Here is a 12,437-nt window from a genome sequence, read left to right as displayed (position 1 = left end):
GTTGCTGGGACCGTGCTCCGTGAGGTGCTCGGTGCGAGGTCTCGCGGCAGCCGATGACGGATGTCGCAGGGCGGGCAGATCGCCCGAAACCCGCGATTACCCAGCACCGACACAAGTAGTTACGTCAACTAGGAGGAACAACCATGGCTCGTGCGGTCGGAATCGACCTCGGGACCACGAACTCGGTCGTCGCCGTTCTCGAAGGCGGCGAGCCGGTCGTCGTCGCGAACTCTGAAGGATCGCGCACTACCCCCTCGATCGTCGCGTTCGCCAAGAACGGAGAGGTTCTGGTCGGCCAGCCCGCCAAGAACCAGGCGGTCACCAACGTCGACCGCACCATCCGCTCGGTCAAGCGGCACATCGGCACCGACTGGTCGGTGGACATCGACGACAAGAAGTACACCGCACAGGAGATCAGCGCACGCGTGCTGATGAAGCTCAAGCGCGACGCCGAGGCCTACCTGGGCGAAGAGATCACCGACGCGGTCATCACCGTGCCCGCGTACTTCGAGGACTCGCAGCGTCAGGCCACCAAGGAGGCCGGTCAGATCGCCGGTCTGAACGTGCTGCGCATCGTCAACGAGCCCACTGCGGCCGCGCTCGCGTACGGCCTGGACAAGGGCGATAAGGAACAGACCATCCTGGTCTTCGACCTCGGTGGCGGCACCTTCGACGTCTCGCTGCTGGAAATCGGCGAGGGCGTCGTCGAGGTCCGCGCCACCTCCGGCGACAACCACCTCGGTGGTGACGACTGGGACGAGCGCGTCGTGACCTGGCTGGTCGACAAGTTCAAGGCCAGCGCGGGCATCGACCTGACCAAGGACAAGATGGCCATGCAGCGCCTGCGTGAGGCGGCTGAGAAGGCCAAGATCGAGCTGAGCTCCTCGCAGAGCACCTCGATCAATCTGCCCTACATCACCGTCGACGCGGACAAGAACCCGCTGTTCCTCGACGAGCAGCTGACCCGCGCCGAATTCCAGAAGATCACCTCGGACCTGCTCGACCGCACCCGCGCGCCGTTCCAGTCCGTGATCAAGGACGCGGGCATCAACGTGGCCGATATCGATCACGTCGTGCTCGTCGGTGGTTCGACCCGTATGCCCGCGGTCAGCGATCTGGTCCGCGAGCTGACCGGCGGCAAGGAGCCCAACAAGGGCGTGAACCCGGACGAGGTCGTCGCCGTCGGCGCCGCCCTGCAGGCCGGTGTGCTCAAGGGCGAGGTCAAGGACGTCCTGCTGCTCGATGTCACCCCGCTGTCGCTGGGCATCGAGACCAAGGGTGGCGTGATGACCAAGCTCATCGAGCGCAACACCACCATCCCGACCAAGCGTTCGGAGACCTTCACCACCGCCGACGACAACCAGCCGTCGGTGCAGATCCAGGTGTTCCAGGGTGAGCGCGAGATCGCCTCGCACAACAAGCTGCTCGGCTCCTTCGAGCTGACCGGCATCCCGCCGGCCCCGCGCGGCGTGCCGCAGATCGAGGTCACCTTCGACATCGACGCCAACGGCATCGTGCACGTGACCGCGAAGGACAAGGGCACCGGCAAGGAGAACACGATCAAGATCCAGGACGGCTCCGGCCTGTCCAAGGAGGAGATCGACCGGATGGTCAAGGACGCCGAGGCGCACGCCGCCGAGGACAAGGCCCGCCGCGAGGAGGCCGAGACCCGCAACCAGGCCGAGTCGCTGGTGCACCAGACCGAGAAGTTCATCAAGGAGAACGAGGACAAGGTCCCCGCGGACGTCAAGACCAAGGTCGAGGCGGCCATCGCCGAGGCGAACGAGGCGCTCAAGGGCACCGATATCGCGGCCGTGAAGTCCGCGGTGGAGAAGCTCGCGACCGAGTCGCAGGCGCTGGGCCAGGCGATCTACGAGGCGTCGGCGGCCGAGTCCGCTGCCTCCGGCAACGGCGCCAGCGCCGCGGCTGGTGACGATCAGGTTGTGGACGCCGAAGTTGTGGACGAGCCGGTCGACACGGAGAAGAAGTGAGCGAGGGAAACTCCGAACAGGAGCCGATCACCTTCGTCGACAATCGCAAGGTTGATCCCGAGACAGGTGAGATTCGGGAACCGGCGGCGGCAGAGCCCGCCGCCGGGCCCGGCCCGGAAGCCGGGAACGGCACCGAACCCCTCCTCGGTAACGATGAGGGTGCCGACGTCCTGGCCGAGACCATCACCAAGGAGCTGGCCGAGCGTACTGCCGATCTGCAGCGGCTGACCGCCGAATACGCCAACTACCGGCGGCGGGTCGAGCGGGACCGGCAGGCGACCATCGATGCGGCCAAGGCCGCCGTGGTCTCCGAATTGCTCGGCGTACTCGATGATCTCGATCGTGCGCGCGCCCACGGCGACCTCGAAACCGGGCCGCTCAAGGCGGTCGCGGACAAGCTCGCCGACGCGCTGCACAAGCAGGGTCTGCAGGAATTCGGTACGGAGGGTGAGCCCTTCGACCCGACCCTGCACGAGGCCGTGCAGCACGAGGGCGACGGACACGATCCGGTGATCGGTGTAGTTATGCGCAAGGGCTATCGGTTCGGCGATCGGGTGCTTCGGCACGCGCTCGTCGGGGTAACCGATGGCGTGGCCGATCTGGTCGAAGAAGAGGCATCCGATGATGCCAATGCGAACAACCAATAAGAATCCGAGAGGAGGAGATGCCCGGTGAGTCAACGGGAGTGGATCGAAAAGGACTTCTACAAGGAGCTGGGTGTCTCCTCCAGCGCCTCGCAGGACGAGATCAAGAAGGCGTATCGCAAGCTCGCTCGTGACTTGCATCCGGATGCCAACCCCGGCGATACCAAGGCCGAGGAGCGGTTCAAAACCGTCAGCGAGGCCCATGCCGTGCTGTCGGATCCGGCCAAGCGCAAGGAATACGACGACACCCGAAAGCTGTTCGCCGGTGGCGGATACGGACGTGGTGGCTTCACTCCCGGTACGGGCGGCGGCTTCTCGCAGGACTTCAATATCGGTGACATCTTCGGCCAGGCGAATGCGGGCGACGGTGGTCTCGGAGACCTGCTGGGTGGGCTGTTCAACCGGGGCGGCACGCGCACCTCGAGCCGCCCGCGCCGCGGCGCTGATGTGGAGACCGAGACGACCCTCGGGTTCCGTGAGGCCGCACAGGGCGTCACCGTTCCGCTGCGGATGACCAGTCCGTCGGCGTGTACCACCTGTCACGGCAGCGGCGCCAAGCCGGGGACCAGTCCGCGAGTCTGTCCCGTCTGCAATGGCAACGGCGTGATCAGCCGCAACCAAGGTGCGTTCGGCTTCAGCGAGCCGTGCGACGAATGCCGTGGTACCGGCTCGATCATCGATGACCCGTGCGTCGACTGCCGCGGCAGCGGCATCCAGAATCGGACCCGCACCATCACGGTGCGGATTCCGCCCGGTGTCAGTGACGGGCAGAAGATCCGGCTGGCCGGACAGGGTGAGGCCGGGCTGCGTGGTGCGCCCTCGGGTGACCTCTATGTGACCGTACACGTCAGCCAGGACAAGGTCTTCGGCCGCAATGGCGACGACCTGACCCTGGTGCTGCCGGTCAGTTACAGTGAATTGGTGCTGGGCACAACGGTTTCCGTGCCCACGCTGGAAGGGCGCGTCGGCGTCAAGGTGCCGCCCGGCACCGCGGACGGCCGCATCCTGCGGGTGCGCGGCCGTGGCGTGCCCAAGCGCGGCCCCGCCGGCGGGGCGGGCGATCTGCTCGTCACCGTCAAGGTGGCCGTGCCACAGAAGCTGGACGACAATGCCACCGAGGCGCTCAAGCGGTTCGCGGAGGCGGAGAAGGCCAGCGGGTTCGATCCGCGTGCGGGATGGGCAGGTGCGTGATGTCCGATAATCCGAAGCAGGCATCCAGTGGGTCGTCACGGGCCGAGTTCTTCATGATCTCGGTCGCGGCCCAGCTGGCGGGTATGCACGCGCAGACGCTGCGCACGTATGACCGCTTGGGACTGGTGACGCCGCAACGGACTTCGGGTGGCGGTCGGCGTTATTCGGCACGGGACGTCGAGCTGCTGCGCGAGGTGCAGCGGCTGTCCCAGGACGAGGGCGTCAACCTGGCGGGCATCAAGCGCATCATCGAACTCACCAATCAGGTCGAGGAACTGCAGCAGCGGGTCGCCGAAATGTCGGCCGAGCTGGATCGGCTGCGCGCGGGGTATCGCCCCGATCTCGCGCCGCCGCAACGCAGTACCGCACTGGTGGTGTGGAAGCCGCGCAATCGGCGCTGAAAAGCGCTACGGCGATAGCAAAGGCCCCGGGATTCGGTGCACAACCGAGCCCGGGGCCTTTGTCGTTTTCGCCGATGGGTAAATGCGTTATGCGGTAACGCGGCACCCATTGCCGCAGTGAATAACTGCTGGCAGTACTCGGGCAAACTCCCGACTCCGGATTTCGGTATCCGGCAGGTTGTTCGCGGGCTGCGCGGCGTCGACCCACGGTCGGTAGGGTTGCCGATGATGTGCCGAGCTGCGAAGTTTGCTGTGGGCGGTGTTTCAGCAAACTATGCGCCGGATCGCCCACGCGATTCCGTTGGTCACCAGCCCGGCTGGTGCGCCGCGTTTGCCCGAGCCGGTAAGCGATTGCGGCGCGCCGATTGCCGAGGGATCGCTCTCGGAGCCGCAATGGGATGAATCTTGCACAACGGATCTTGCGAAACCGCTGGATATGTGACGGATTTCGCCGCCCTGTTCGTTCTTTCGGTTTGTTTTCAAGGGTTTTCGTGGTGCTGACCGCCGTTTCAGCGAAATTACACGCATGATGTTTACTCGACTGATTCCGTAGCTGGCAAACCTCGCCTACACTCGTTCGCATTGGCTGCTGTCGAGTGTCCCGCAGCACCTCACTTGTCGGCCACGGATTGTGTTCGAGCGCAAAAAGGGGTTGTGACACAAATGGATTCGCGGACGGTCGCTTTGATCAGAACAACGTTCAAGGCGGTTGCTGCGGAGGAGGGCGGCCCGGCCAAGCTGGCCAGTTCGTTCTACGCGACCCTTTTCACCAACTACCCCGCCGCCAGGGACTTTTTTCCGGCAGCCATGGATTCGCAGCGTGACCGATTGGTCAAGGCCATCTCCTACGCGCTGGATCGGCTCGAGGAGCCGGACAAACTATTGCCATTCCTCGCCCAACTCGGACGCGATCACCGCAAATACGGTGTACAAGCCGCGCACTACACCGCCGTGGCCACCTCGTTGAAGTCCGCGATGCGGATCTTCGCGGGCACCGAGATGTGGACCGACGAGGTCGACCGGGCCTGGGACGAGGGCCTAAAGATCATCGGCGACACCATGATCGGCGCGGCCGAACAGGAATCGACGCCATCGGTCTGGACCGGAACCGTCGTCGAGCACCGTGAGGTGCTGCGCAATCTCGCCGTCGTCCGGCTGCAATTGGATCAGCCGATGCAGTATGCCGCTGGCCAGTACATCAGCGTGCAGATCCCGGCCCGGCCGCGCATGTGGCGCTATATGTCACCGGCGGTGCCCGCGAATGCGAACGGGGAGATCGAATTCCATATCCGCGGGGTGCTGGGCGGCTGGGTCAGTCCGGCCATCGTCGGCCACACCGCCGTCGGTGACCAGTGGTTACTCGGTTCACCCCTGGGCGGACTCGGCATCCCGCGCAATGTGAAACGCAAAATGCTGATGATCGGCTGCGGTACCGGCATCGCACCCCTGCGCGCCCAGCTCATGGCGATGGCACAGCGGCGCATCAATCCGCGGGTGCACCTGTTCGTCGGTGGACACCATCCCTGTGATCTCTATGATCTGGAGATCCTGAGCCAACTGGCCACCGCCAACAAGTGGCTCACCGTCATCCCGGTCACCGAGAGCGATGAAAACCCGTGGTGGTACCTGGATTCCGGCGAGCGCGAACGCATCTGGCCTGGTCTGGAGGCCCGGGTGACCGGCCAGATCGGCAAGGTCGTCGCCAGTTACGGTTCCTGGGCCGACCGGGATGTACAGATCGTCGGCTCGCCCTCGATGGTGCAGACCACCAAGTTCCGCTTGATGGCCGCCGGTACCCAAACCAAGAACATCCGCCACGACCCGCTGTTCTGAATTCTTGGCCGCGCCTGCGGCGCGCCGCGAACGTCGCTCGTAAGACTCGCTCCGTGGTGGTCGGGTCTACTTCTTACAGTCCCTCGAATTGTATTGCGGCAGCTGGAGTTCCGGTTTCGACAAGACGATCCAGGGTTACTCGGACCATATTCGGTGAGCCACAGACCAGCACCTGATGGTTTTCGAACGCGCCGTGGGAGGCGACCACATCCGCGAGTGTGCCGAAGAGCATGTCATCGAGCGGGAATCCGATATCCACTCGCGAATGCTCGTACCATTCGTCGACCCGCCCCGGGTCCTCCGGGCTCTCGACGACGGGAATCACGGTGAGCCAGGGCAATTCGTTCGCCAGCAGGAACAGCATGTCGTCGGCGTAGAGATCGCGCGGGGAGCGGCCGCCGGTGAACAGATAGGTGGGCGGCGGATCCTCGTGTCGGGCGAGTTCGAGGATCTGTGCGCGCATCGGGGCCAGACCGGTGCCGCCCGCGATCATCACCACCTCGTCGCCGTACGGGTCGACATGGAAAGTGCCCAGGGGGGCCCCGATTTGCCATTCGTCGCCGGGTTTGGTGTCGGTGACGATGCTGCCGCTGCACCAGCCGCCGGGCACCGTGCGCACATGGAATTCCAACTTGCCGTCCAGCGACGGCGGCAGCGCGGGGGAGAATCTGCGGCGCATGCCGGGGTGCTGCGGCACCCGGACCTCAACGGATTGCCCCGCGAGGAACGGGACGTACTCGCCGATCAAGCGGATCACCGCGAGATCGTGGCGCAGCCGATGGTGACCGACCACCGTCGCCTTCCACTCGGGCGCGGAACCATTGCCGAGCGGGCTCGGATCTATTGTCATTGCTTCTCTCACACGGGATCTGAGCTGATTGCCCACTCTGGGGTGCCGACCGCCATGAGGGCGCGGCGGGTATCGGCGATCATGCGGGCCGACCCGGCGATCTGGATCTGGCGGTCGGCCCAGGAACCGAAGCTGGCCACCACCGCGCCCAGATTTCCGATCAGGCGGCGGTGCATGCCGTACGGCTCTTCCTGCGGCGGATGCGGATACCACCACGGGTTGGTCTTCTGTTCGCACACCGGGACCACGGTCAGCCAGGGATTGCTCTGCGAGAGCTGCCACATGTTCTCGACGTCGTACAGATCGCAGGGGTAGCGCCCGCCGATGAAGAAATGCACGCGCGGGTTGATACCGCGCTGGCCCATCTCGATCAGCTGTGCGCGCAATGGGGCGATGCCGGTGCCCGCGCCGATCAGCAGCACATCGCGACCGCTGTCGCGATCGATGTGCAGGCCGCCGAGCGGACCCGCGACCATCCACCGGTCGCCGACCCGGGTCTCATTGACAATGGCCGGGCTCACCCAGCCGCCGCGGATCTTGCGAACATGGAATTCGATCTCACCGTAGGGATTGGCGGGAATGGCGGGCGATAGGTAACGCCACATCTTCGGCCGCTGCGGCAGCGAGATCGGCACATACTGCCCGGCCTGATACGGGATCGGACTATCGGATTGCAACCGCACGATGGCCAGATCCTCGAGCACCCGGCGATGGCCGACGACGGTCGCATCCCAATACGGCTGCGACTTGTCGGAGTTGGCGCCGATGGCCATGGAGGCCGAGATCAGGATGGTGATATCGCGCCAGCCCTCCTCGAGCGCGCGATTCCACATCGGCCCGTTGAACACGCGAAACGCCGCCAGCAGTGCCCGTCCGGCGATATCGTAGTGCGAGGCGATGACACCGAATTTGCGATGATCGCGCGCCAACTGCTCCAGGAACTTCTGGGCTCGTCCCCAGTCCTCGAGATTGTCGAGTACGTAATGGATGGCGGTCACCAGGCGCTTGGCCTGCATCTCCATCGCGGGCGGGAACAACTCCCGCAACTGTGGCTTCTCTGCGAACAGATGACCATAAAAAGCACTGATCAACCGCTCGGGTCCGTTCGGCGATTCGATCACCGAGCGGAAGTTGGCGCGGACCAGCGCTGCCGAACGCGCATCCACGAGGTGGAGCTTCCTTTCCCTCTATGTGCTGCCCAGGGACATGTCCGTAACCGGCGGTCCTCCGCCGTCAAGTATCCCTGAAAATCCCGTGGTCGGGTGGGTATGGCCGATCACGCCCGCGCCAACGGTAATCCGTGGGCAAATCGGGTCTGCTGTGGGCCTGACATGCAGGATAAGCGAAGAGCCTGGCAGGCGGGTTACCGCTGGGTCAACTCGCCACTTGGCGTGCACCGCCGGGGCGACCGATTCGGCATAGCGGCGGACCTGTTCGACGGGATCGCCCGCGGTCGGCCAGCAGATGAACGCATCGATACGCTGGTCGTTTGCGGACAGATCGTCGACCAGCGCCCGGGCGGACCCTCGAGAAAGCCGTGGTCGGTGCCGTCATCGATGGTGGTGCCGGAAAGGTTGTAGACCCGGCGGATGGCGCGCGGTGAGCTGCGGGCGGCTATCGGCCTCCGGAATCAGGAAGGGGCCGAATTCGGTGGACGGGATGGCTCCTCGCGGGTGCTAACGACGACATTTCGACGTTTCAGATGGCTAGTACGGTTTTGCCGCGCGCACCCGCGGCGCCGATGACCGCGGCGGCCTGGGACAGCGGGACGGTGACGTCGATCGGCACCACCACATCGCCCTCCGCGACGCGATCGAGCAGGCGCCGCAATTCCGGTGCGCGGCCGGAGGATTCGATATTGCCGCCCTTGATCCCGCGGTCGCGCAGCGCCTGCTCGTCGGCGGCCCAGATGGTGGAGTAGACCGTGCCGCCGTCGCGCACCAGCGCGGTCAGCTCGGCCAGCGCCTCGGGCGGGCTGACCAGGTCGAAGAGCACGTCGACCCCGTCGGGATGCGCGGCCGCGATCTGCTCGGCGATCGGGCCCCGGGTGTAGTCGACGGTCTCGGCCGCGCCCAGCCGGGTCATCTGGTCGGCGGCCGCGCCGCGGGCGGTCGCGATGACGTGCGCACCCGCCATATTCGCCAACTGCACAAGGAAGGAGCCGACACCGCCGGTCGCGCCGATGATCAAAACCGTCTGATCCGGCTCGATCTTGGTGGCGTCCACGATGTCCTGCGCGGTGACACCCGCGGTCGGCAGGGCCGCTGCCGCCACGGTCGGGACCGCTTCCGGGATCCGGACCAGCGTGGCGTTCTCGGGCAGGACCGAATACTCCGCGAAGCTGCCGTGGCCGACGGGCGGGACCAGGAATTTGCCGACGACACGGTCGCCGACGGCGAATCCGGTGACGCCGGGGCCGACCGAGGACACCGTGCCAGCGCCGTCTACGCCGAGGATCATCGGGAAATCGTGCGGCAGCTTGCCGTCCAGAATGCCATTGGCCATCTTCTGGTCGAAGGGGTTGACGCCTGCCGCCTCCAACTGCACCCGCACCGCGCCCGCGCTCGGTTCGGGCACCGGCAACTCGGCCAATTCGGGTGTTGCTCCGAAGCTTCGTACCACGATCGCGCGCATCCATCCTCCTCGAGTCGGGCTGGATTGTCGTGCATAAACCAACGGCAAAGGCCATCGTAGGCATCCCTATGCCATAGACCCGGTGATTGATGCCATTCGGCAGTGTCGCGGCGTAGCGTTCACTACGAGTCTGTTCAGGTGTCGGGCGAATCTGCGCGGTTCGTTCAAAAAACTAAAGTTGAGCGGAACAGACTCAACCTTTCGGACGTTGAACGGTGCGAAGCGGTGCGAGCCGCGCGGTGGAACCGCGTGGATTCAGGCGAGCTCGATACCGCACATCGACTAGTAGGAAGGTGACTTGTGGACTCGTTCAATCCCACCACCAAGACCCAGGCGGCCCTGACCGCCGCCCTGCAGGCCGCCTCGGCCGCGGGCAATCCGGAGATTCGTCCGGCGCACTTGCTGGTGGCGTTGCTGGATCAAACCGATGGCATCGCCGCCCCCTTGCTCAAGGCCGTAGCGGTGGATCCGGCGGCGATACGACGCGAGGCGCAGGACATTGTCGACCGGCTGCCGCGCGCGACCGGTGCGACCACGACACCGCAGCTCGGCCGGGAGGCACTGGCCGCGATCACCGCCGCCCAGCACCTGGCCACCGAACTCGGCGACGAATACGTCTCGACCGAACACGTCCTGGTCGGCCTGGCCGAGGGCGATTCGGATGTGACCATGCTGCTGAAGAAGTACGGCGCGACACCCGACGCGCTGCGCGAGGCGTTCACCGCGGTGCGCGGCAGCGCACGGGTGACCAGTCCGGATCCGGAGGGCAGCTACCAAGCGCTGGAGAAGTATTCGACCGACCTCACCGCGGCGGCCCGCTCCGGCAAACTCGACCCCGTCATCGGCCGGGATACCGAAATCCGCCGTGTCGTACAGGTTTTGAGCCGTCGCACCAAGAACAATCCGGTGCTCATCGGCGAGCCGGGCGTCGGTAAAACCGCCATCGTCGAGGGTTTGGCCCAGCGCATCGTGGCCGGTGACGTGCCGGAGTCGTTGCGCGGCAAGTCCGTCGTCTCGCTCGACCTCGGTGCGATGGTGGCGGGCGCGAAGTATCGCGGTGAATTCGAGGAGCGGCTCAAGGCCGTACTCGAGGAGATCAAAAGCAGTGCGGGGCAGATCATTACCTTCATCGATGAGCTGCACACCATTGTCGGCGCCGGCGCGACCGGCGAATCCGCCATGGACGCCGGCAATATGATCAAGCCGATGCTCGCCCGCGGTGAACTGCGCCTGGTCGGCGCCACCACACTGGACGAGTACCGCAAGTTCATCGAGAAGGACGCCGCCCTGGAGCGCCGCTTCCAGCAGGTGCTGGTCGGCGAACCGTCGGTGGAGGACACCATCGGCATCCTGCGCGGCATCAAGGAGCGCTACGAGGTGCACCACGGTGTGCGCATCACCGACTCCGCGCTGGTGGCCGCGGCCACCCTCAGCGACCGCTACATCACCTCCCGGTTCCTACCGGATAAGGCGATCGACCTGGTCGACGAGTCGGCGTCGCGGCTGCGCATGGAAATCGATTCGCGACCGGTGGAAATCGATGAGGTCGAGCGCGCGGTGCGCCGCCTCGAGATCGAAGAGGTCGCACTGGAGAAGGAGACCGACGCGGCCTCCAAACAGCGCCTGGACAAGTTGCGTCAGGAACTCGCCGACGACCGCGAGAAGCTCAACCAGCTGATGACCCGCTGGCAGAACGAGAAGAGCGCGATCGATCAGGTCCGAGTCCTCAAGGAGCAGTTGGAATCGCTGCGCGGTGAGTCCGAGCGCGCCGAACGCGATGGTGATCTCGGCAAGGCCGCCGAACTGCGGTACGGGCGGATTCCGGCACTGGAGAAGCAGCTCGCCGAGGCCGAAAAGGCCTCTGCGACAGCCGGTGACGGCGAGGTGATGCTCAAGGAGGAGGTCGGCCCCGACGACATCGCCGAGGTGGTCTCGTCCTGGACCGGCATCCCGGTCGGCCGCATGATGGAGGGCGAAACCCAGAAGCTGCTGCGGATGGAGCAGGAGTTGGGCAAGCGCGTCGTCGGCCAGACCGAGGCGGTGCAGGCGGTCTCCGATGCGGTGCGCCGCGCCCGTGCCGGAGTCGCGGATCCGAACCGGCCGACGGGTTCGTTCATGTTCGTCGGTCCGACCGGTGTCGGTAAGACCGAGCTGGCAAAGGCGTTGGCGGACTTCCTGTTCGACGACGAACGCGCCATGGTCCGCATCGATATGAGCGAGTACAGCGAAAAGCACGCCGTTGCTCGGCTGGTCGGCGCCCCGCCCGGCTACGTCGGTTACGACCAGGGCGGTCAGCTGACCGAGGCGGTGCGGCGCAGGCCGTACACCGTGGTGCTGTTCGACGAGATCGAGAAGGCGCATCCGGATGTCTTCGACATTCTGCTCGCCGTACTCGACGAGGGCCGTCTGACCGACGGCCAGGGCCGCACGGTGGACTTCCGCAACACCATCCTCATCCTCACCTCGAATCTGGGTGCGGGTGGCGATCGGGAGGTCGTCATGTCCGCGGTCCGCGCGGCCTTCAAACCGGAATTCCTGAACCGCCTCGACGATGTGGTCATGTTCCACGCCCTCGACGAGGAGCAGCTGGAATCCATCGTCGACATCCAGCTCGACCAGCTGCAGAAGCGGCTGTCGCAGCGCAGGCTGAAGCTGGACGTCAGCGATTCGGCCCGGTTCTGGCTGGCGGTGCGCGGCTACGACCCGGTCTACGGCGCCCGCCCGCTGCGCCGCCTGATCCAGCAGTCCATCGGCGACACCCTCGCCAAGGAACTGCTCGCCGGTGAGATCACCGACGGCGACACCGTCGCGGTCAACGTCACCCCGAACGGCGAGGGCCTGATAGTCGGCCGCGGCTGACCCACCGCCCGCCCACCCCTGCGGCCCGGCTCGC

Annotated in this window: 9 protein-coding genes; 6 read left to right on the top strand and 3 right to left on the bottom strand. The window is 65.6% G+C overall.

From position 1 onward, the window contains the following. Window positions 1-143: 143 nt before the first annotated feature. The 5 genes from dnaK to ACQP2D_RS41645 all read left to right on the top strand — a co-directional run bounded on the left by dnaK (window position 144) and on the right by ACQP2D_RS41645 (window position 6,060). Complete coding sequence (gene dnaK / locus ACQP2D_RS41665; protein WP_433681373.1) at window positions 144-1,991, top strand: molecular chaperone DnaK; 1,848 nt, start codon at window positions 144-146, stop codon at window positions 1,989-1,991. After that, window positions 1,988-2,638, top strand: a complete 651-nt coding sequence (grpE, locus tag ACQP2D_RS41660; RefSeq protein ID WP_433681372.1) for a nucleotide exchange factor GrpE — start codon at window positions 1,988-1,990, stop codon at window positions 2,636-2,638. The genes dnaK and grpE overlap by 4 nt, the downstream gene beginning before the upstream one ends. Before the next feature lie 24 nt (window positions 2,639-2,662). After that, window positions 2,663-3,826, top strand: a complete 1,164-nt coding sequence (gene dnaJ, locus ACQP2D_RS41655; RefSeq protein ID WP_433681371.1) for a molecular chaperone DnaJ — start codon at window positions 2,663-2,665, stop codon at window positions 3,824-3,826. Then, window positions 3,826-4,227 (top strand): heat shock protein transcriptional repressor HspR, encoded by a 402-nt coding sequence (locus tag ACQP2D_RS41650; RefSeq protein WP_433681370.1) that lies wholly within the window; start codon window positions 3,826-3,828, stop codon window positions 4,225-4,227. The genes dnaJ and ACQP2D_RS41650 overlap by 1 nt, the downstream gene beginning before the upstream one ends. Before the next feature lie 663 nt (window positions 4,228-4,890). Then, complete coding sequence (locus ACQP2D_RS41645) at window positions 4,891-6,060, top strand: globin domain-containing protein (protein WP_433681369.1); 1,170 nt, start codon at window positions 4,891-4,893, stop codon at window positions 6,058-6,060. 73 nt (window positions 6,061-6,133) lie between these two features. On the opposite strand, the gene ACQP2D_RS41640 is transcribed toward ACQP2D_RS41645, so the two are convergent. The 3 genes from ACQP2D_RS41640 to ACQP2D_RS41630 form a co-directional block, all read right to left on the bottom strand. Continuing rightward, on the bottom strand, window positions 6,134-6,910 hold the full coding sequence (locus ACQP2D_RS41640; protein ID WP_433681368.1) for an FAD-binding oxidoreductase: 777 nt from the start codon (window positions 6,908-6,910) through the stop codon (window positions 6,134-6,136). 8 nt (window positions 6,911-6,918) lie between these two features. Further along, a complete protein-coding gene (locus tag ACQP2D_RS41635; RefSeq protein WP_433681367.1) occupies window positions 6,919-8,076 on the bottom strand; it encodes an FAD-binding oxidoreductase in 1,158 nt (385 codons plus the stop codon). A 532-nt stretch (window positions 8,077-8,608) separates the two neighbouring features. After that, window positions 8,609-9,544 carry an NADP-dependent oxidoreductase gene (locus ACQP2D_RS41630; protein WP_433681366.1) on the bottom strand — a complete coding sequence of 312 codons (936 nt, stop codon included), beginning with the start codon at window positions 9,542-9,544 and terminating at the stop codon, window positions 8,609-8,611. A gap of 300 nt (window positions 9,545-9,844) precedes the next feature. Here ACQP2D_RS41630 and clpB point away from each other — a divergent pair, with 300 nt between their 5' ends. After that, window positions 9,845-12,403, top strand: coding sequence for an ATP-dependent chaperone ClpB (clpB, locus tag ACQP2D_RS41625; protein ID WP_433681365.1), 2,559 nt, complete (start codon window positions 9,845-9,847; stop codon window positions 12,401-12,403). Window positions 12,404-12,437 lie beyond the last annotated feature (34 nt).

This window comes from Nocardia sp. CA-119907, assembly GCF_050955995.1.
Classification (GTDB): Bacteria; Actinomycetota; Actinomycetes; order Mycobacteriales; family Mycobacteriaceae; genus Nocardia.
This window is presented reverse-complemented; position numbering and strand designations above follow the sequence as displayed.

Coding starts and splice junctions, on each gene's coding strand:
- ACQP2D_RS41630 (WP_433681366.1), bottom strand. CDS start 9,544: ATGCGCGCGATCGTGGTACGAAGCTTCGGAGCAACACCCGAATTGGCC.
- ACQP2D_RS41640 (WP_433681368.1), bottom strand. CDS start 6,910: ATGACAATAGATCCGAGCCCGCTCGGCAATGGTTCCGCGCCCGAGTGG.
- dnaK (WP_433681373.1), top strand. CDS start 144: ATGGCTCGTGCGGTCGGAATCGACCTCGGGACCACGAACTCGGTCGTC.
- ACQP2D_RS41645 (WP_433681369.1), top strand. CDS start 4,891: ATGGATTCGCGGACGGTCGCTTTGATCAGAACAACGTTCAAGGCGGTT.
- ACQP2D_RS41650 (WP_433681370.1), top strand. CDS start 3,826: ATGTCCGATAATCCGAAGCAGGCATCCAGTGGGTCGTCACGGGCCGAG.